The organism is uncultured Cedecea sp. (assembly GCF_947498825.1).
Taxonomy (GTDB): Bacteria; Pseudomonadota; Gammaproteobacteria; order Enterobacterales; family Enterobacteriaceae; genus JGM124.
Genome location: NZ_CANMLV010000002.1, coordinates 17,060 through 37,889, shown reverse-complemented (window position 1 = coordinate 37,889; position 20,830 = coordinate 17,060). Strand labels below are relative to the sequence as shown.

General features: G+C 47.9%; 20 protein-coding genes. 13 read left to right on the top strand and 7 right to left on the bottom strand.

The genetic code is table 11. The features are described 5' to 3' along the window. Positions 1–15: 15 nt before the first annotated feature. On the bottom strand, positions 16–570 hold the full coding sequence (locus Q1A40_RS03595) for a glycine cleavage system transcriptional repressor (RefSeq protein WP_299998027.1): 555 nt from the start codon (positions 568–570) through the stop codon (positions 16–18). A gap of 146 nt (positions 571–716) precedes the next feature. Between Q1A40_RS03595 and dapA the strand changes: the two genes are divergently transcribed. The 5 genes from dapA (at position 717) to Q1A40_RS03570 (ending at position 6,492) form a co-directional block, all read left to right on the top strand. Further along, positions 717–1,595 carry a 4-hydroxy-tetrahydrodipicolinate synthase gene (dapA, locus tag Q1A40_RS03590; protein WP_299998025.1) on the top strand — a complete coding sequence of 293 codons (879 nt, stop codon included), beginning with the start codon at positions 717–719 and terminating at the stop codon, positions 1,593–1,595. A 16-nt stretch (positions 1,596–1,611) separates the two neighbouring features. After that, positions 1,612–2,646, top strand: coding sequence for an outer membrane protein assembly factor BamC (gene bamC, locus Q1A40_RS03585; protein WP_299998023.1), 1,035 nt, complete (start codon positions 1,612–1,614; stop codon positions 2,644–2,646). Positions 2,647–2,742: 96 nt separating this feature from the next. Further along, the gene (gene purC, locus Q1A40_RS03580; protein ID WP_259049501.1) at positions 2,743–3,456 is read left to right on the top strand and encodes a phosphoribosylaminoimidazolesuccinocarboxamide synthase; all 714 of its coding nucleotides are present in this window, start codon (positions 2,743–2,745) and stop codon (positions 3,454–3,456) included. A gap of 130 nt (positions 3,457–3,586) precedes the next feature. Beyond that, the gene (locus tag Q1A40_RS03575; RefSeq protein WP_299998019.1) at positions 3,587–4,435 is read left to right on the top strand and encodes a neutral zinc metallopeptidase; all 849 of its coding nucleotides are present in this window, start codon (positions 3,587–3,589) and stop codon (positions 4,433–4,435) included. 2 nt (positions 4,436–4,437) lie between these two features. Beyond that, entirely contained in the window at positions 4,438–6,492 is a 2,055-nt protein-coding gene (locus Q1A40_RS03570; protein WP_299998017.1) for a GNAT family N-acetyltransferase, read from the top strand. A gap of 38 nt (positions 6,493–6,530) precedes the next feature. Here Q1A40_RS03570 and Q1A40_RS03565 read toward each other — a convergent pair whose 3' ends face one another. The 3 genes from Q1A40_RS03565 to Q1A40_RS03555 are packed head-to-tail and all read right to left on the bottom strand — an operon-like array spanning position 6,531 to position 8,228. Continuing rightward, positions 6,531–6,722, bottom strand: coding sequence for a YpfN family protein (locus tag Q1A40_RS03565; protein ID WP_299998014.1), 192 nt, complete (start codon positions 6,720–6,722; stop codon positions 6,531–6,533). Between the two features lie 17 nt (positions 6,723–6,739). Further along, on the bottom strand, positions 6,740–7,867 hold the full coding sequence (gene dapE / locus Q1A40_RS03560) for a succinyl-diaminopimelate desuccinylase (protein ID WP_299998012.1): 1,128 nt from the start codon (positions 7,865–7,867) through the stop codon (positions 6,740–6,742). A 4-nt stretch (positions 7,868–7,871) separates the two neighbouring features. Beyond that, positions 7,872–8,228: an ArsC family reductase gene (locus tag Q1A40_RS03555; RefSeq protein ID WP_299998331.1), complete on the bottom strand. Its 357-nt coding sequence runs from the start codon at positions 8,226–8,228 to the stop codon at positions 7,872–7,874. Between the two features lie 523 nt (positions 8,229–8,751). Between Q1A40_RS03555 and ypfM the strand changes: the two genes are divergently transcribed. Continuing rightward, positions 8,752–8,811, top strand: a complete 60-nt coding sequence (gene ypfM, locus Q1A40_RS23160; protein WP_367275729.1) for a protein YpfM — start codon at positions 8,752–8,754, stop codon at positions 8,809–8,811. A gap of 220 nt (positions 8,812–9,031) precedes the next feature. On the opposite strand, the gene acrD is transcribed toward ypfM, so the two are convergent. Continuing rightward, on the bottom strand, positions 9,032–12,145 hold the full coding sequence (gene acrD / locus Q1A40_RS03550; RefSeq protein WP_299998009.1) for a multidrug efflux RND transporter permease AcrD: 3,114 nt from the start codon (positions 12,143–12,145) through the stop codon (positions 9,032–9,034). Between the two features lie 264 nt (positions 12,146–12,409). Between acrD and nudK the strand changes: the two genes are divergently transcribed. The 3 genes from nudK to maeB all read left to right on the top strand — a co-directional run bounded on the left by nudK (position 12,410) and on the right by maeB (position 15,709). Then, positions 12,410–12,982 (top strand): GDP-mannose pyrophosphatase NudK, encoded by a 573-nt coding sequence (gene nudK, locus Q1A40_RS03545; protein ID WP_299998006.1) that lies wholly within the window; start codon positions 12,410–12,412, stop codon positions 12,980–12,982. Next, positions 12,979–13,122, top strand: coding sequence for a hypothetical protein (locus Q1A40_RS03540; protein WP_299998002.1), 144 nt, complete (start codon positions 12,979–12,981; stop codon positions 13,120–13,122). The genes nudK and Q1A40_RS03540 overlap by 4 nt, the downstream gene beginning before the upstream one ends. Positions 13,123–13,429: 307 nt before the next feature. Next, complete coding sequence (gene maeB / locus Q1A40_RS03535) at positions 13,430–15,709, top strand: NADP-dependent oxaloacetate-decarboxylating malate dehydrogenase (protein WP_299997999.1); 2,280 nt, start codon at positions 13,430–13,432, stop codon at positions 15,707–15,709. Between the two features lie 7 nt (positions 15,710–15,716). Here the strand turns inward: maeB and hemF are convergent, their stop codons facing one another. Both hemF and amiA read right to left on the bottom strand, forming a co-directional pair. Further along, entirely contained in the window at positions 15,717–16,622 is a 906-nt protein-coding gene (hemF, locus tag Q1A40_RS03530) for an oxygen-dependent coproporphyrinogen oxidase (RefSeq protein WP_299998330.1), read from the bottom strand. A gap of 4 nt (positions 16,623–16,626) precedes the next feature. Beyond that, positions 16,627–17,496, bottom strand: coding sequence for an N-acetylmuramoyl-L-alanine amidase AmiA (gene amiA, locus Q1A40_RS03525; RefSeq protein ID WP_299997996.1), 870 nt, complete (start codon positions 17,494–17,496; stop codon positions 16,627–16,629). Positions 17,497–17,824: 328 nt separating this feature from the next. On the opposite strand from amiA, the gene Q1A40_RS03520 reads away from it, so the two are divergent. The 4 genes from Q1A40_RS03520 to Q1A40_RS03505 all read left to right on the top strand — a co-directional run bounded on the left by Q1A40_RS03520 (position 17,825) and on the right by Q1A40_RS03505 (position 20,712). After that, positions 17,825–18,250: a GNAT family acetyltransferase gene (locus Q1A40_RS03520; RefSeq protein ID WP_299997993.1), complete on the top strand. Its 426-nt coding sequence runs from the start codon at positions 17,825–17,827 to the stop codon at positions 18,248–18,250. Between the two features lie 13 nt (positions 18,251–18,263). Then, positions 18,264–18,719, top strand: a complete 456-nt coding sequence (locus tag Q1A40_RS03515) for a DUF2919 domain-containing protein (protein WP_299997990.1) — start codon at positions 18,264–18,266, stop codon at positions 18,717–18,719. 42 nt (positions 18,720–18,761) lie between these two features. After that, positions 18,762–19,337, top strand: a complete 576-nt coding sequence (locus tag Q1A40_RS03510; RefSeq protein WP_299997987.1) for an RpoE-regulated lipoprotein — start codon at positions 18,762–18,764, stop codon at positions 19,335–19,337. 475 nt (positions 19,338–19,812) lie between these two features. Then, positions 19,813–20,712 carry a Dyp-type peroxidase gene (locus tag Q1A40_RS03505; RefSeq protein ID WP_299997985.1) on the top strand — a complete coding sequence of 300 codons (900 nt, stop codon included), beginning with the start codon at positions 19,813–19,815 and terminating at the stop codon, positions 20,710–20,712. Positions 20,713–20,830 lie beyond the last annotated feature (118 nt).

The following is a 20,830-nucleotide window of genomic DNA, read 5'->3' as shown; positions in this document are numbered from 1 at the left end:
TTCTCTCCGTCTCTCTCAATCTTCTTGTTGTAGGTTAACCACGCTAATAGTGCCTTCTGCGTTGAGTTCTGTACATAGGGATTTGAAGGCTTGCTGGATAATACTCGCATCTTCTGAGCCAGGACTATGTGCAGTGATTTGAATATACAGCTTTGGCTCCTGGCTGTCTTGCGCTGGAGTGGTGCGGGATACCAGTTCAGCGATATCCATGTTATGCGCATCAAACAGATGGGTAAAACGTTCAACCAGGTGGGGTGAATCAGCCACCTCGACTTGTACCCAGACACTCACCGGCATCCGAGAAAGGCCTTGCGCGGCGGTACGCTTCATCACAATTAACAGATCGAGCTCAGCACCTTTTAACGGAAGCGTTGATTCAATCAGGGTTATCGCATTCCAGCTACCCGAAAGTAACATAATAAAAGTGAATTCCTCCCCCAGCATAGCAAGACGGCTATCTTCAATATTACAGCCACAGCTGCTGACATGGCGGGTGATAGTATTGACGATACCCGGGCGAGCGGTTCCCAGTGCTGTGATAACCAAATAATGGTGTGGTGAGGGTGTCAAACGTCTTCTTCCTGTGTATGAGAGCGATATTCATTAGGAAAGCACAAAAAAAACCTGCTGCCAACCGCTTAGCGCCTTCTGGCTGCTTGCTTTTGTGATAGCACCAAACGTAACATTGGGGAACATGTTTGCACAGAGGGTCGCCAATGTTTACGGGAAGTATTGTCGCGTTAATTACACCGATGGATGAGAAAGGTCATGTTTGTCGGTCCAGTCTGAAAAAACTGATTGACTATCATGTCGACGCTGGAACGTCGGCAATTGTCTCGGTGGGAACAACCGGTGAGTCTGCGACTTTGAGTCATGACGAACACGGTGATGTTGTGATGTTAACTCTGGAACTGGCTGACGGCAGAATTCCAGTTATCGCAGGGACGGGGGCGAATGCCACCTCTGAAGCCATCTCTCTGACGAAACGTTTCCACAATAGCGGCATTGTTGGCTGTCTTTCTGTAACTCCTTACTATAACCGTCCTACTCAGGAAGGGTTGTATCAGCACTTTAAAGCGATTGCTGAAAGTACCGACTTGCCACAGATGCTGTACAATGTACCATCGCGTACCGGCTGTGACATGCTGCCTGAAACCGTTGGCAGACTGTCAGCGATAAAAAATATTATCGGTATCAAAGAAGCTACCGGGAACTTAAGTCGTGTAAACCAGATCAAAGAGCTGGTTAACGATGATTTTATCCTGGTTAGCGGCGATGATGCTAATGCATTAGACTTTATGCAGCTCGGTGGTCACGGCGTTATTTCTGTTACCGCAAACGTAGCCGCGCGCCAGATGGCAGAAATGTGTAAACTGGCTGCCGAAGGGCAATTTGCAAAAGCTCGTGAGATTAATCAGCGTCTGATGCCGCTACACCATAAACTATTTGTAGAGCCTAATCCTATTCCAGTCAAATGGGCTGCAAAGGAATTGGGTCTTGTAGCAACCGACACCTTACGTTTGCCAATGACACCGATAACCGACGCAAGTCGCCCGGTCATTCTTGAGGCACTTAAGCATGCAGGTTTGCTGTAAAAGCTAGGGAGATTTAATGGCTTACTCAGTACAGAAATCGACGGTGGCAAAAGTTGCTGTTGTCTCGCTCGCCATGTTGCTTGCTGCATGTAGCAGCGATCAGCGTTATAAACGTCAGGTGAGCGGCGATGAGGCCTATCTGCAAGCGGCACCGCTTTCCGATTTGCATGCTCCAGCCGGAATGATCTTGCCCGTTCAGAATGGTAGGTATGACGTTCCTGTGGTTCGTAGTAGCGCTGCAATTGGTAAAGAATTGGATATTCGTCCACCGACTCAAGCTCTGGCTTTAATTAACGGTGGACGGACCGCATTTGCAGGAGATACCGCGACATTGCTCGTCGAGGCGGCTCTGGCGAATGGCCTGTGGCCACAAGTAGTGAGTATTCTCCAGGAGAAAAACTATACCATCGCTGAGCGTAGTGATGGTCAGCAAACCCTCACCACCGATTGGGTTGAATGGAATCGTGCCGACGAAGATCAGCAATACCGTGGGCGCTATCAGATAAGTCTCTTACCTCAGGGCTATCAGCAGTCTATCGTGGTTAAGTTGCTGAACCTGGAGCAGGGTGGCAAACCTGTCTCTGATCCTGCTGCAGTGCAGCGTTACAGTTCTGAAATGCTCAACAGCATCAGTTTAGGTCTGGATAACGCACAAACGACCCGGCAGAATATGCAGAACAATCGTTCTGTTTCCGAATTCGACGTGCAAAGCGCATTTGATGACACCGGTTTACCTATGCTGGTGGTGCGTGCACCGTTTAACGCCGTCTGGGGAAAATTGCCTGCAACGCTTGAAAAAATGGGCATGAAAGTCACTGATGCTACCCGTTCTAAAGGCAGTATCGCGGTGACATATAAACCGCTTTCTGATGGTGCCTGGACTGAACTGGGTGCAAGAGATCCGGATCTTGCCAGTGGCGACTACAAATTGCAGATAGGTGATTTGGATAACCGCAGTAGCATGCAGTTTATCGATCCGAAAGGACATGCCTTGACGCAGTCGCAAAATGACGCTCTGGTCGCAGTATTCCAGGCCGCATTTAATAAATGATTGTAGAGGGGTCGGTTTTTACCGACCCTTTTTAATTAAGCACTATGTATTAATCCTTGACCGCAAAGCGGTTATAACACCTGGAGTGACAGAAAGATGCAAAAGCAAGCTGAGTTGTATCGCGGCAAAGCGAAGACCGTTTACAGTACGGAAAATCCCGATCTGTTGGTACTTGAGTTTCGCAATGATACGTCAGCAGGAGATGGCGCACGCATCGAACAGTTTGATCGTAAAGGTATGGTGAACAATAAGTTTAACCATTTTATTATGACTAAGCTGGAAGAAGCGGGTATTCCTACCCAAATGGAAGCGCTACTTTCCGATAACGAAGTGCTGGTAAAGAAACTGGATATGGTGCCGGTTGAGTGTGTTATCCGCAATCGTGCAGCAGGGTCGCTGGTTAAGCGTCTGGGTATCGAAGAGGGGACACTGCTTAATCCACCGTTATTCGACTTGTTCCTGAAAAACGATGCGATGCATGACCCGATGGTCAATGAGTCTTACTGCGAAACCTTCGGCTGGGTTGGCAAAGAGCATCTTGCCCGTATGCGCGAGCTGAGCTACAAAGCCAACGACGTTCTGAGCAAACTGTTTGATGATGCAGGATTAATCCTTGTTGATTTTAAACTGGAGTTCGGTCTGTTCAACGGTGAAGTGGTTCTGGGCGATGAATTCTCACCAGATGGCAGCCGTCTTTGGGATAAAGAAACCCTCGACAAAATGGACAAAGACCGTTTCCGTCAGAGCCTCGGTGGGTTGATTGAAGCCTATGAAGCTGTAGCACACCGTCTGGGCGTTAAATTAGACTAGTTGCGCAATCGTTTTCGTTTTGCTGAATCAGGACGCTGCTAAGCGTCCTTTTTTTTCATTGTGTTACAGTAGCTATCCGACCATTATCCCTCTAGAATTTCTGCTTATGAAAGGTCGGGAGGTAGCAAACATGCGCCAGCAGGAACAGCCTAAAAATAATCACCCGGAACCGAAACGACGTACTACTGGTTCGTCTGCTATGCGTTCAGGGGGCGGTATTTTTCGTCTTCCTCGAGGCAAAGGTTTTTTTATTTTGCTGATGATGGTTATTCTGGCCAGTTATTACCAGTCCGCGATCCTGGATTTCTTTACTAAAAAGACGACGGTACAAACGTCTGCGATACCTGATGAACAAGCCGTATTGCCCGCCAATGAAGCCACTGAATTTACGTCCATGGTAGTGGTAACGCTCGATGAAACCTGGCAAACGCTATTTGAACGTCGTGGGCTTAAGTATCAGCCACCCAGATTTGTGACCTACCGCGATACGGTCAGCCAGACTTGTAATGGTAAAAATCCGGCCTCCGGGACATTTTATTGTTCGCAGGATAATACGGTTTATGTCTCTTTAACGCTGTATGACAATATGCAAAACGTTCTTGGTGCGGGAGGGGATTTTACCCAAGGTTATGTGATGGCTCATGCGGTCGGACATCATGTGCAAAAACTGCTGGTACCGGGCCGGTCTGATAACCTGCCAAGTGTGTCACCAGAACAAGAGCTACAGGCGGACTGCCTTGCCGGACTCTGGGGGCATCGTATGGCAGAACAGCAGATCCTGAGTAGCGGAGATATCGAAACGGCGATAAATATTGCTCAGGTTATTAATAAAGAACAGTCCCAGTTATCTCCCGGAGCGGTGATGCCGGAAAATTTCACTTACGGTACGCTACAACAACGCTATCAGGCATTTAACCAAGGCTTCGTTAATGGTTCTCCAGAACAATGCCTGTCCTCTGACTTTACATACGGCAAATGATAATGCCAGATATCCCACTGTTAAATGATTTCTCACACCTGACCACCCGAATGCGTGACAGCGGTATACGACGCTTACTGGTGATTACAGGAGAATCGCAGTGGTGCTATCAGCATATCCAAGCATTAGCCGCCCGAATAACGGGGGACTGGCTATGGGTGGGAGATAAAACTGACGAGTGGTCGTTACATTGTACGCCAGGTGCGCTACGTTCTCTGCTGGGGCGAGAGTTTCAGCATGCGGTTTTTGATGCGCGTACGGGGCTCGATGCTGCCGCTCTGGCAGCACTTGCGGGGACTTTGAAGGCGGGTAGCTGGCTGGTACTGTTAACGCCGGACTGGCAACGCTGGCCGACGCTGCCGGATGCGGATTCCTGTCGCTGGAGTGACACTCCTGAGGCAATACCGACGCCCCATTTTATTACCTGGTTGAAGTCTTGTGTCGCGGACTCACCTGATACGGTGGTCTGGCGGCAAAATCATCCACTCAGTGTGAATGCTTTGCCTGATTATCCCCAGTGGCATCCGATTCATCAGGGGCCACAGCAGGAGCAGGCAGAATTACTCACACGGCTGGCCGCGATGGAAAGTGGTGTTGCTGTGGTTACCGCCGGCCGTGGGCGAGGAAAATCTGCGCTGGCGGGAATGCTGGTAAACCGTAGTTCAGGTTGCTGCCTGGTCAGTGCGCCAGCCAAAGCTGCAACGGATGTGCTAGCGCAATTTGCCGGAGAACAATTTCACTTTATCGCGCCGGATGCTCTGGTAGAAAATAAACCAGAAGGGGATTTTGACTGGCTGATTGTCGATGAGGCTGCGGCTATTCCCGCACCACTGCTACAGCAAATGATTGCCCCTTTTCCTCGTGTTTTGCTTACGACCACGGTACAGGGTTACGAAGGCACCGGGCGCGGATTCTTGCTGAAGTTTTGCGCAGCGCTGCCTTCCTGCCACGCCTTTACGCTCAATACGCCTATTCGCTGGGCCGAAAATGATCCCCTGGAACAATTAATCGATCGGATAATGCTATTCGATGAGCCTTGCCTTGATGCTCTGCCAGCGGGAGAGATACAGTTTGAGGTTATTGATAAGCTCGACTGGCCGGTTAATGCTCGCCCACTGACGGATATTTACCGCCTGTTATCCGCGGCACATTACCGTACCTCACCCCTTGACTGGCGTCGGCTGCTCGATGCGCCAGGGATGCATTACCTGGCTGCCACCATAGAACAGCATTGTGCAGGTGCATTATGGCTGGTGGAAGAGGGAGGGCTTGATCCTTTGCTTAGTCAGCAAGTCTGGGCGGGATTTCGACGGCCCAGAGGTAATCTGGTTGCTCAGTCGCTGGCGGCCCATGGTGGAAGCCCTTTGGCAGCAACGCTGCGTGGGTTACGGGTGAGCCGTATTGCGGTTCATCCAGGCCATCAACGTCAGCAGCTAGGCAGTGAGCTGATAAAACAGGCTCTGTTACTGGCCCAAGGACAGTATGACTATCTGTCAGTTAGCTTTGGTTATACCGAAGCGCTATGGCGCTTCTGGCAGCGTTGTGGTTTTAAAATGGTACGCGTCGGGACGCAACGGGAAGCCAGCAGTGGCTGTTATACCGTGATGGCTCTGTTACCCCTGTCTGAAGCGGGTCTCAGGCTAACTGATACTGAGCAACAACGTTTATTCCGTGATTGGCGCTGGTATCCACCGTTGCCGCTTGATATTACCTGTGACTACCGGGCCCCGGTTGAGGATTCACTCAATGAAAGCGACTGGCTTGAATTGGCTGGTTTTGCCTTTGCCCACCGCCCGCTTGATTCCACCCGTGCACCTCTGCGTCGCTTGCTGCTGGTGTGCGAGTATCCCTCAGACTTGTTACGTGGGCAGCTTGAAAGTGGATACATTCCCAGTGAGCTATGTCAGTTATTTAATTTAACCGGGCGTAAAGCCCTGTTATCTGCCCAGCGCCTGGAAACAGAAAGGGCGTTGAGACAGCTTGATACTGTCCGCTGTGAAGCATTACAGCATTGGATTCAACAAGTCAGGCCAGATGTGAATATTGCAGGACAATAAAAAACGGGCTGAATATTCAGCCCGCTGGTGTTGTGTTATCAGGATTTTTTGGGAGGATTATCGTCGTCGTCATCCCATTTATCGTTACAGTCCCGATGGGGCGGTAATTCGGGCTTATTGGCCAGAAATTTTTTATGATCGACCCGGTTCAGATCTTTAATGACATTAATAAACACGCCTACCAGTGCCACCAGAATAAAAATCCACCAGTAACTCGCTAGCCATTCCATGCTGATACCCCCTGTTGTCAGGCAATGAGCTGTTCCATAATGCGCTGATACATCCGCGCCAGCAACTGCAGATCGGACGCCTTCACGCACTCATTGATTTTATGGATAGTCGCATTGACCGGGCCGAGTTCGACAACTTGAGCCCCCATACGGGCAATAAAGCGTCCGTCAGATGTTCCACCAGTGGTCAATAGTTGCGGCTTAATCTCATTATAATGCTCAATAGCATGGACTACAGCATCGACCAATTTACCACGCGGTGTCAGGAAGGGCTGCCCTGAAAGCCACCAGTCCAGCGTATAACGGAGCTGGTATTTATCCAGTAACATGGTGACGCGACGTTTGATTTCGGTATCCGTCAGTTCGGTACTAAAGCGAAAGTTGAACTGCACAAACAGTTCACCCGGGATCACATTGTTACTGCCTGTTCCGGCCTGAACATTGGCAATTTGCATACTGGTCGCAGGGAAGAACTCATTGCCTTTATCCCATTCAGTGGTGACGAGTTCATTCAGCATTGGCGCTGCGCGATGTACTGGATTATCCGCCAGATGCGGATAGGCAACATGGCCCTGAACCCCATGAATAGTTAAGTTACAGGTCAGAGAACCGCGGCGACCATTTTTGACAACATCACCGACCACTTCGGTACTGGAGGGCTCACCGACCAGACAATAATCCAGACGTTCTTGACGAGCCATCAACGCTTCGACGACTTTGACAGTACCGTCCTTAGCGCTGGCCTCTTCATCGGAGGTAATTAAAAACGCCAGGCGGCCTCTGTGATGAGGATACTGTTCAACAAAACGCTCCGCAGCAACCACCATTGCCGCCAGTGAGCCTTTCATATCCGCACTACCGCGACCAAACAGCATGCCATCACGAATAGTGGGTTCGAAAGGGGCGTTAATCCAGCGATCCGCGTCACCGGGAGGGACTACATCGGTATGTCCGGCAAATGCCAGGGTCTCACCTTGCCCGCGCCAGGCCCAGAAATTTTGTGTTTCGCCAAAATCCATGCGTTCAACCGTAAAACCGATAGCACGCAGACGTTCTATCATTAACGCCTGGCATCCCGCATCATCAGGGCTGAGGGAAGGGCGACGAATAAGCTGTTGGGCCAGCTCAATAACCGGGCACGACATAAGGCTATACCTCGTTGATAAACTTCAGATAACTTGATTCATTAAAGCCCAAAAGCATAGGCTTACCGGGCGCACAGAGCAATGGGCGTTTGATAATTGCTGGCATCGAAAGCATTAATTTTGCAGCACCAGATGCATCAGTGATGCTGGCACGTAGCGTTTCGTCAAGCTTACGCCAGGTTGTTCCGCGTGTATTCAGTAACGCTTCCCAGCCCAGTTCGGCGATAAAGCTATTCAACAGAGCGGGATCAAGGCCATCAACACGATAATCGTGAAATTGATAATCCACATTCTGTTGCTCAAGAAAACGGCGGGCTTTCTTTATCGTGTCGCAGTTTTTAATACCATAAAGTACAGGCAACGCGTGTTTAAGCTTGTCTGACATAAAATACCACTCCTGTTGGCAAATGAGAGCCAGTCAGTTGTTATCTCGACAAGAGAGAACAAGGATAATACTGAGCAAAGGAGGCTGATAATAACTCAATCAGCGAGTAGTTCGATAACATATCCCCGCAATACTTCATCTGTTGGCTCTCCAGAGACCTCAGTCCATGTGAGCTATCCTATAAAATCGTTTACAAATTATTTGATTATCTTCTTCAGAATGATTTATTTAACAAATATACACATCAGAATAACAGACGTATTTCATTTTTTATTTTAATTTAATTGGTTGTTTTATATTAATTTTTGTTTTTTTCTGTTTTTGGTGGCTGTGATGCAGAATTATGGTAAATGCGATCCTGTTAAAAAATGTTTAAAGTTCTGATTGACTGTTAATCATCGAATGACGTATTAATTACCCACTGAGCTGGCAAGGGATTATCCCGGATAAACCACTGAAACAGACTCAGAGTGATAAGATTGTAATACTTGAGGAATCTATGATTGATACTGAACTAGGGCACTGGAAAGATTTTATTGAGCTAATGTTGCGCAAATAAAAATCCAGAATATCCCCGTCATACTTCAAGTTACAGATACGTTGGCTGCGTTCACTCGAATCACTTACCAGAGTAAGCTCTTCGGGATTCATTCTCTTGTTGCCTCCTGTAACTCGAATTATTTTGGGAATATAAAACGTGATATGACAATAAATTTACTGACCAGTAGGTTAAACAAATAAAGCGCCCTCTTTTTGAACGGGCGCTTTATCTTTGGTGGCTATTCAGGACGCTTATGTACAGGAAACCGTCTGCGCACCAGAACAAAGAATAACGGCACAAAGAGAATCGCCAGGAATGTCGCTGAGATCATTCCCCCCATCACCCCTGTACCTACCGCATGCTGACTACTTGATCCTGCACCGCTACTAATCACCAGAGGTAAGACGCCGAAGATAAAAGCCAGAGAGGTCATCAGTATCGGGCGCAGACGCTGACGACAGGCTACGCGTGTTGCCGCGACTAAATCCTGCCCACGGGCGTTTAAGTCATTAGCAAATTCAACAATCAGAATGGCATTTTTCGCTGACAAGCCGATGACGGTCAGTAGTCCGACCTGAAAATAGACATCATTTTCCAGCCCGCGTAGCCAGGTGGCGACCAGCGCACCAATCACTCCCAGAGGAACAGTCAGCATGACGGAGAAGGGCACTGACCAGCTTTCATACAATGCGGCCAGACAAAGGAAAATAACCAGTAATGACAAGGCATACAGGGCAGGAGCCTGGGCTCCAGATAAACGTTCCTGATAAGAGATCCCGCTCCACTCAAGGCCAAATCCTGTCGGTAGCTGGCTTACCAGTTGTTCCATAATATCCATTGCGGTACCGTTACTGACGCCCGGGGCTGCCTCACCGACGATCCCCAGTGAAGAGAAGCCATTATAACGTTCAAGACGTGATGACCCTGTTTCCCAATGAGAAGAGGCAAAGGCCGAGAAGGGCACCATATTTCCTTGGTTGTTACGCACATACCAGCGTTGAATATCATCCGGTTGCATACGATATTGTGCGGCGGCTTGGACATAGACTTTTTTAACTCGTCCCCGATCCATAAAGTCATTTACATAGCTGGAACCCCATGCTGTCTGGAGAGTATTGTTAATATCATCCACCGATACACCCAACGCCTGGGCTTTACGCTGATCGATATCTATCTGTAATTGGGGGCTATCATCGAGACCATTATGACGAACACGGGTGAGCTGAGGACTGGCGTTAGCCAGGCTCAGTAACTGATTGCGTACTTCCATCAGACCTTGGTGTCCGATACCTGCATTATCCTGTAATGCCATATCGAAACCTGCCGAACCCCCCAGCCCACTGATTGCCGGAGGGCTACTGGCAAACACACGCGCTTCCTTAATCTTCGAAAGCTCCTTAGTGGCCCGTTCAATGATAGCTTCGGCACTCGCGGCTTTACTGTCACGCAGGCTCCAGTCTTTGAGGCGCACAAACAAACGGGCAACGTTTTGTCCGTTGCCTCCGGGGCCCGAACCAATAGTAGCGAAGACGGAAACGACATTATCCTTTTCCTGAGTAAGGTAATATTGCTCTATCTTTTCAACAACTTTAAGGGTTTGTTGTTGAGTTGAACCGCTAGGTAACTGTACCGAGGTGGAAAACACGCCGCGATCCTCTATGGGCAAAAATGAGGTCGGTAGACGCATAAACAGAATAACCATTGCTACAATGAGCAATACGTAGATAGCCAGCCAGCGCAGACTCCGGTTGATAATGCGACCGACCATACCTTCATAGCCGTGAGCTGCTTTATCAAATCGACGGTTAAACCAGCCAAAGAAACCTTTCTGACCGTGCAGTTCACCTTTACGCAGGGGTTTTAATAAGGTTGCACACAATGCCGGAGTTAAAATCAATGCCACCAGCACAGAAAGTACCATTGCCGAAACAATAGTGATGGAGAACTGTCGGTAAATAGCCCCTGTGGTACCGCCAAAGAAGGCCATAGGGACAAAAACAGCTGACAGAACAAGGCCTATACCCACCAAGGCACCCTGAATTTGCCCCATTGATTTTCGGGTCGCTTCGGCAGGTGAAAGTCCTTCCTCACTCATGATCCGTTCGACGTTCTCAACAACAACGATCGCATCATCAACGAGCAGGCCGATAGCCAGTACCATCGCAAACATCGTCAGGGTGTTAATACTAAAGCCAAAGGCATACAGCACCGCAAAGGTACCCAGTAATACGACCGGGACGGCAATAGTGGGAATTAAGGTGGCGCGGAAATTCTGCAAGAACAGATACATCACCAGAAATACCAGCAGAATGGCTTCCAGCAGGGTTTTAACCACATCCTGAATCGATGCTTTAACAAAGGGGGTGGTTTCAAACGCAACTTTGGCTTCCAGTCCATGCGGAAAATAGCGTGAAAGTTCCGTTATCTTATCTCTGACCAATTTATCGGTGGCTATTTCATTGGCTCCAGAGGCGAGTTTAACACCGAGTCCCGAGGCGGGCTGACCATTAAAGCGGCTCAGGAAATCATAGCGTTCAGCCCCCAGTTCAACCTCAGCCACATCACCCAGTGTAATCACGGAACCATTTTGATTGACCCGTAAGGCAATATCGCGAAATTGTTGCGGCGTCTGTAGCAGCGACTGGGAGTTGATGGTGGCATTCAACATCTGACTATCCAGAGCGGGTGTTGCTCCTAACTGACCAACGGCAATTTGCGCATTCTGGGATTTAATCTTTTCAACCACATCCTGAGGAGTCAGTTGATAACTGGTCAGTTTTATCGGATCGAGCCAAATACGCATTGCATACTGGGAGCCATAGGCATCAACATCTCCGACCCCATCGATACGGCTTATCGGATCTTGGATCTGGCTGGCAACATAGTCGGCAATATCCTGCTTATCCATGCTGCCGTCAGTTGAGACAAAGGCAATCATCAGAATATTGCTATCACCCGTTTTACGTACATTGACGCCTTGTGCTTGAACCGGTTGCGGAAGCCGTCTCAGCGCTGATTGCAGCTGATTCTGCACCTGTTGCACCGCTTCATTCGGATCGGTGCCTGCTTTAAAACTTAAGGTGATCGAAGCCTGACCCACAGCGCTGCTCTGGGATGACATATACATCAGGTTATCCAGGCCTGTCATACTTTGTTCAATGACTTGGGTAACGGTATTTTCGAGTGTCTGGGCAGATGCTCCGGGATAGTTTGCAGTGATGCGCACATTGGGGGGCGCAAGATTCGGATATTGCTCAACGGGAAGGGAAAAAATAGCCAGTGTTCCGGTCAGACATAAGACTATCGCCAGCACCCATGCAAAAATTGGGCGTGAGATAAAAAAATTCGCCATGCGATGGAACCCCTTAAAAACACTTCTTTTTTATTAGAAACTATCCCCACTTTAAGCGTTCTTTAAGCAACAAACGTGGGGAAATTACGAAGATAATGTAAATTACTTTCATTCGGCCTGCCTGTTAACATGGATATCTTTACATACCCGTCAGGCGGCAGTGTCACAAAACCGACAAAACCCCCTCCCTCTGTCTGATGATGTTAATATGAATTCTGCTGTAATATCAGAAGAATAGTTGTCTTACCATATTGGAGGTACAGGATGCCATTAGCGATTAATGTTATTAAAAATCAGCTTCTTTCAGATAACTATTTTATTCTGCGTAATGTCACTTATGACCTCCGTCGCCGTAATGGGGAAACGATTCGCCATAAACGTGAAGTGTATGATCGTGGAAATGGGGCGACCATTCTGCTGTATAACCGTGAGAAGAAAACCGTTGTTTTGACCCGGCAGTTTCGTATCGCAACCTGGCTAAACGGTAATGCTGATGGCACGCTAATAGAAACCTGTGCCGGATTGCTGGATGCAGATGAACCTGAGCAGTGTGCGCGAAAAGAGGCAATGGAAGAGACCGGTTATGAGGTGGAGGAGCTGGAAAAAGTCTTTGAGCTCTACATGTCGCCGGGTGGCGTGACCGAAATTGTCTATTTCTACCTTGCAGCCTACACCGACGCACAGCGTAAATATACTGGCGGAGGTATCGAGGATGAAGATATCGACGTGTTAGAACTCCCCTTTAGTCAGGCTCTGGAGATGGTGGCTAGCGGGGAAATCTGTGATGGAAAAACGGTGATTTTGCTGCAGCAGCTTCAGCTACGAAATATCATGTGATATTGCGTGAATCACGAGTCCTGGCCTGGCAGGAAATCATGCGCCAGGCCAATGAAAAACAGCTGGATGAAACGCTGACTTCTCATATAGCGACTTCTTATCTCAAAGGCATCATTCGTGCCAGTTTAAAGAATAGTTGAGCGATGGCGGGGGGCAGGCTGCCGCTTTTAGATGGGACGAACTCCCGGCTAAAAACGCTCTCTCATGTCCTGGTTTATATGCAGTATCGTCCGTCAAACAAGGTGATACCGGTTACATGGCGTTTATCTGGAATGAGAAGCGCAGTAGACCGCTATTCTTACGAGATGCGGCGGAATATGCTGAGAATAGATAATTTTACCACATAGCATGTCAATAATATGGGCTAGCTCACCGTTTATCTGTCACTGGCAGGGGATACTGCTTGGCTGATGCTGTTATTAATCACTGTTATCAAGGAATAACCTGATGGATGAACAATTGAAACAAAGTGCCCTTGACTTTCATGAGTTTCCCATTCCTGGAAAGATACAAGTTTCTCCGACCAAACCCTTAGCAACTCAGCGTGATCTGGCTCTGGCGTACTCTCCGGGAGTCGCTGCGCCTTGTCTGGAAATCGAAAAAGACCCGCTGTTGGCTTATAAATATACCGCCCGGGGTAACCTGGTTGGTGTTATCTCTAACGGTACTGCGGTGTTGGGGCTGGGTAATATTGGTGCACTGGCGGGTAAGCCAGTGATGGAAGGTAAAGGGGTTCTATTTAAAAAGTTCGCCAATATTGATGTTTTTGATATTGAAATTGATGAAATGGACCCGGATAAACTGATTGAGATTATAGCGGCACTTGAACCGACCTTTGGTGGGATCAACCTGGAAGATATTAAAGCCCCGGAATGTTTTTATATTGAAAAACAGCTTCGTGAGCGCATGAATATTCCGGTCTTTCATGATGACCAACACGGTACTGCGATTATCTGTACTGCGGCGGTGCTCAATGGCTTGCGCGTGGTGGGTAAACATATCGCGGAAGTCAGGCTGGTGGTGTCTGGTGCTGGCGCATCAGCGATAGCCTGCATGAATTTACTGGTCGCCCTGGGTATGCAAAAGCGCAATATTGTCGTCTGTGACTCCAAAGGTGTGATTTACCAGGGGCGTGAAGAGCCGATGGCGGAAACCAAGGCCACTTATGCGGTGGCGGATACCGGGAAGCGTACGCTCGATGATGTGATTGGCGGAGCGGATATTTTCCTCGGCTGCTCAGGGCCGAAAGTATTGACTCAGGATATGGTCAAAAAAATGGCCAAAGCGCCGTTAATTCTGGCGCTGGCAAACCCTGAGCCAGAAATTTTGCCACCACTGGCGAAAGAAGTTCGACCTGACGCTATTATCTGTACCGGACGTTCTGACTTTCCTAATCAGGTTAATAACGTACTGTGCTTTCCGTTTATTTTCCGCGGAGCGCTGGATGTTGGTGCGACGGCGATTAACGAGCAGATGAAGCTGGCAGCCGTTCATGCTATAGCGGCTTTGGCCCATGCTGAACAAAGTGAAGAGGTGGCTTCTGCCTACGGTGAAGAAGAGCTGAGTTTTGGCCCTGAATATATCATTCCGAAACCCTTTGATCCGCGCCTGATCGTCAAAATTGCACCAGCCGTTGCCAAAGCGGCGATGGATTCCGGCGTGGCAACCAGACCGATTGCTGACTTTGACGCTTATAAAGATAAACTCTCGGAATTTGTCTATAAAACCAATCTGTTTATGAAACCGATCTTCTCCCAGGCTCGTAAAGATCCTAAACGAGTGGTACTGAGTGAAGGAGAGGAGATACGGGTACTGCATGCCACGCAGGAACTGGTGAGTCTGGGACTGGCGAAACCGATTCTGATTGGTCGTCCCAGCGTTATTGAGATGCGACTGAAAAAACTGGGCCTGCAAATTCAGCCGGGTATTGATTTTGAAATCGTCAATAATGAATCTGACCCGCGTTTTAAAGAGTACTGGAAAGAGTACTACAATATCATGAAACGCCGGGGTATCACTCAGGAACAGGCTCAGCGCGCAGTTATCAGCAATACCACAGTAATTGGTGCCATTATGGTACACAGGGGAGAAGCTGACGCCTTGATTTGCGGCACTATTGGCGACTACCACGAACATTTTTCGGTAGTCGAAAAACTCTTTGGCTATCGTGATAATGTGCGGGCGGCCGGGGCGATGAATGCGTTATTGCTACCGAGCGGTAATACCTTTATTGCAGATACTTATGTCAATGATGATCCGTCAGTGGAAGAACTCACTGAAATCACCTTGCTGGCTGCGGAAACGGTACGTCGTTTCGGTATTGAACCGAAAGTCGCCTTATTATCACATTCTAACTATGGATCTTCTGACTCAAAAGCTGCCTGTAAAATGCGCCAGACTCTGGAGAATGTTCGTAAGCGTGCGCCGGGACTGGAAATTGATGGTGAAATGCATGGCGACGCGGCGTTAGTGGAAAGTATCCGTATGGAACGTATGCCGGATAGCCCACTAAAAGGATCGGCGAACATTCTGATTATGCCTGACGTTGAAGCGGCCCGTATTAGCTATAACTTACTGAGGGTATCCAGCTCTGAGGGGGTAACCGTCGGGCCGGTATTGATGGGTGTGGCAAAACCGGTACATATTTTAACGCCGATAGCCTCTGTACGTCGTATCGTTAACATGGTGGCATTGGCTGTGGTGGAGTCTCAGACACAGCCAATGTAATCAGCGTTTAAACCCACTCTTTTACTGGTAAGAAGTCACGGTATAAGGCAGCCTCCGGGCTGCCTTCTTCTGGCTGCCAGTCATACTCCCAGCGAACCAGGGGAGGCATTGACATTAAAATAGACTCAGTCCGCCCCCCGGTTTGTAAACCAAACAAGGTGCCACGATCCCAGACAAGATTAAACTCCACATAGCGACCCCGACGATAAAGCTGAAAATTACGCTCTTGTTCACTAAACGGCGTTGCTTTACGACGTTCAACAATCGGTAAATAGGCTTCAAGGAAGCCGTTACCCACTGCCTGGATAAAGCGAAAACTGGTCGAAAAATCAGGCAGGTTCAAATCATCAAAGAACAGTCCGCCAATACCGCGCTGTTCGTTACGGTGTTTAATGAAAAAGTAGTCATCACACCACTTTTTATAGCGAGGATAGACGTCTTCACCAAACGGCAGGCACAGATTTCTGGCAGTTTGATGCCAGTGTATTGCATCCTCGATCACCCCATAGAAAGGGGTTAAATCAAAGCCACCGCCAAACCACCATATCGGATCTGTTCCCGGTTTTTCAGCAATGAAAAAGCGGACATTCGCATGACTGGTGGGAACATGAGGGTTATTGGGATGGATAACCAGTGAGACTCCCATCGCTTCAAAACGACGTCCGGCCAGTTCAGGGCGATGTGCGGTCGCCGAGGCAGGCATTGAACTTCCTTGAATATGCGAGAAATTCACCCCTGCTTGCTCAAAAACGGAACCATTACGCAGCACACGACTACGTCCGCCACCACCTTCCTGGCGCTGCCAGTTATCTTCTTGAAAGCTGTGTCCGTCGATAGCACTGAGTTGCTGGCAAATCCGCTCCTGCAAGTCGAGCAGGAACTGTTTTACCGCCAGAAGGTTAGGTTTATCCATCACGTTAGCGTTTTTTACCATGAGTTTTGTGGTTATCGAACCAGTTAAAGTAACTGATGACGCCTGAGGCAATAGCATTGGCTATTTTCTGACGGAATGCCGTCGTTCCCAGCAATTTTTCCTCGCCAGGATTGGTAATAAATGAAGTTTCAACCAGCACGGAAGGAATTGAAGGGGATTTCAGCACGACAAATGCAGCCTGCTCAGTATGCTTGCTGTGCAATTTATGTACGGCTTTAATATTTTTTAGAATATGAGAGCCGAGAGTCAGGCTGTTCTTGATGGTATCGGTCTGCACCAAATCGAATAACACCTGTTGCAAGTACTGATCTTTATTTTTTGCTTTCTTACCGGCAACATCATCAGCGGCGTTTTCACGTTCTGAAATGTATTTAGCCATTGCACTACTGGCTCCGCGATTAGACAAAGCAAAGACCGAAGCGCCTGAGGCACTTGGATTGGTAAACCCATCTGCATGAATCGACATAAACAGACTGGCATCATGTTGGTGTGCGATTTCGATACGTTCATCAAGCGGAATAAACTGATCTGAAGAGCGCGTGAGCCGGGTCTCTATACCTTTACTGCGCAGAATATTGCGCACGTTTTTGGCAATAGCCAGCACGACATGTTTTTCCTTAGAGCCATTAGGCCCGATGGCACCCGTATCAATGCCTCCATGACCGGGATCCAGTACAACGATACGGCGAGTTCTGCTTCTGGCAGCAGCCTTAGCAGGAGTTGACGATGTATTTTTTGTCGCAGTATCACTGGCCAAGGCTTTATTTATTCCCGCCAGTGTCATCGCGGCCAGTCCGGTGAGCAGAAGCTGGCGGCGTGTTGTCAGTAGCGTTAGCGATTTAATTTTGCTCATACGGATGAAATCGTTATCTTATATGATTCAGAAGACAGTTATGGTGTATACCCGTCATACTTCAAGTCGCCTGGGGGTTGCCGCAGTGAGTGTCGCCGAATCACAGCATTTATCTATGCTTATCGACGGCCTTAACTTAGCGCCTACAGGAAACTCGAATTATTTATGGTATAAAAAACCCAAGTAATTATGCCATAAATGTTTTTTTTCATTCATTTAATAGCTAATCAATCATTATGCCACTTTTTTAACAGTTTTGTGGCAGATATTGGTTTATAAGGCGCTTATCGCCATAATTAGACTTTTCTGATTCAAGGTGGTTACTCTCATGGAAATTCGTGTTTTTCGCCAGGAAGACTTCGAAGAAGTGATTACTCTCTGGGAACGTTGCGATTTATTACGCCCTTGGAATGATCCTGAAATGGATATTGAACGTAAGTTACAACACTCCCCGGACTTATTTTTGGTGGCTGAAGTTGCCGGTGAAGTCATAGGATCATTGATGGGAGGATATGATGGTCACCGAGGATCGGCCTACTATCTTGGCGTGCATCCTGAATATCGCGGACGCGGTATTGCAAATGCCTTATTAAACCGACTGGAAAAGAAGCTAATAGCACGTGGATGTCCGAAGATCCATATCCATATTCGGGAAGAAAACGATTTGGTCATTGGTTTGTATGAAAAGCTTGAATATGAGCATCAGGATACGATTTTACTGGGAAAACGACTGATTGAAGATCAGGAGTATTGAGTAAGACCTGAATATGTACTCATATAATGATTTCGATTCACAAGGATATCTGAAAGCACCTGTTCTGTTTTGGGCTATCTTACTTTTTCAGGCCCGAACCTGGGTATTACTGGTTATTGCGGGTGCTTCTCGTGAGCAGGGAGAGGCTATTCTCAAAGGATTTTACCCTGATAGTGACTATTTCTGGCTCGGTTTGTTACCCGGTATTCCGGCAGCGATTGCTTTTTTGCTTAGTGGCCGCCGTCACTTATGGCCACGTTTATGGCGAATATTACAGGGTGTATTAATCATCACTCAGCTACTCTTGCTGGTATGGCAGTGTAGCGTACTGGCTGATAACACTATTAGTGGTATCACTATTCTGTTACTGGTGATAGATATTCTGGCACTCTGGTGGTTGCTGATGAACCGCAGGCTGCGTGATTACTTTGCTTTACATCATGAATCAAATGGCACTTTTCATCATTGATGTACTCCAAAAGCCGTCACTTCTTTTAAAAAGGATCCCTTAATGAAATTTTTGCGCCTGATGGTATTGGGACTACCACTCATTTTAGCCGGCTGTTCAACGATGTCGTCTGTTCAGTGGTCTTCGGCACTTCCCTGGAATTGGTTTGGTGGATCTGCCACTGTCAGTGAGCAGGGAGTGGCAGGCCTTAATGCCACAACCCCCATGGATGAAGACGCTATCCGCGATGGGCTGGATGATAATTATCGTCTGCGTAATGGCATGAAAAGCGCGAACGGGGAAATTGTTTCTTACTTTGAAGCACTGAAAGATAAACAGGTGATGCTTGTCATTAACGGCAGTAATGGCAAAGTCAGCCGAATTGATGTGATGGATCCAAGTATTGAGAGTGAAAGTGGCGTTAAGCCAGGCACACCGTTCGGTGATTTATACGATAAAGCTTTCGGTGTTTGTGAGCAGGGCAGGGGAGATGACGCTGATTTAGTTGTCTGCAAAGCACCGCAGAGTACCCATATCAGTTATGCCTTTAAAGGTGAGTGGAATGGACCGGAAAGCCTGTTACCTTCAGATGACCAACTGAAAAAATGGACTCTGTATAAAATTATTTGGCAACAATAACCATGATATTCATTGTTAGTCTGGTTTAGGTAATGTGAAGGGTAGCGGGTATATAATGATTATCGTAATGAGTCATGTTGCAGGTCAATAAAGCGAAACTTAAAAATTCATAAATTGGTCCGACTCAATAACGGCATTTGAGAATAGTTATCTCTCACGTGTCGTTATGTCATTTATACCCTTCATACTTCAAGTTGCTTGGGTGTTGCGTGCATGAGTCGCGCCTACAAGCAACTCGAATTATTTTGGGTATATACCCTTCATACTTCAAGTTGCCTGGGTGTTGCGTGCCTGCAGGCGCAAAGCTTCTGTTGTCGATAAGCTGAGATAAATGCTGTGATTCTGCGAAATTTACGCAGGTAAAGCTTGGGCAACTTGAAGTATGGCAGATGTATTATAAAGCGTGGAAAACACGTGTTTTCATATTGTTAGCAATCTGAGGGCCGCTGTCGTGGCTACCATTGTAGGAGAATTTATGTCTCGGACTCAAAGTGGCATTCTGCCTGAGCATTGTCGTGCAGCTATCTGGTTAGAAGCTTCTTTCACTGGGGATTTTGCCGCGCTGCGTGCTGGCTGCACAAAGTTCATTGATGCACTGAATGGACTTCAGCAGCAGTTTCCTGAAGCACAGCTTGGCGCAGTAGTGGCATTCGGTAACAAATTGTGGCGTGAACTGCGTGGAAATGAAAGCGCTAAAGAATTGAAAGATTTCACGCCGTTAGGGCGGGGGCTGGCACCGGCAACGCAGCATGATGTCATGATCCATATTCTTTCCTTGCGTCATGATGTGAACTTTACTTTAGCGCAGGCAGCACTCAATGCTTTTGGTCGTGCACTGAAAATTGAAGAAGAAACGCATGGTTTCCGTTGGGTTGAAGAGCGTGACCTGAGTGGTTTTGTTGATGGTACTGAAAATCCTCAGGGTGAGGAAGAACGTCGAAAAGTCGCCATTATTCAGGAAGGCGTTGATGAAGGTGGTAGCTATGTTCTGGTACAGCGCTGGGAACATAACCTGCAACAGCTTAATCGCATGAGCACCCATGACCAGGAGATGATCATTGGGCGAACCAAACAAGAAAATGAAGAGATTGAGCCTGACGAGCGTCCGGTGACTTCACATCTGAGCCGGGTTGATTTGAAAGAAAACGGTAAAGGCTTAAAAATTCTGCGTCAGAGCCTGCCTTATGGTACTGCCAGCGGTGTACACGGTCTGTATTTTATCGCCTATTGCGCGCGTTTACATAATATTGAGCAACAGCTTCTGAGTATGTTTGGTGATACCGACGGTAAACGTGACGGTATGCTGCGTTTCACCCGGGCAGTAACTGGCGGTTATTATTTCGCCCCTTCGCTTGATGTCCTACTAAAAGTCTAACGATTGGCGCGGCATGAACCGCGCCACATCTGCTTATGCTTGTTTCTTATTGCAAATCGCTAAACGGTATATAAAAGCGTTATAGTTTTGACACTTGTTATAAATAAACTGGTTGCCA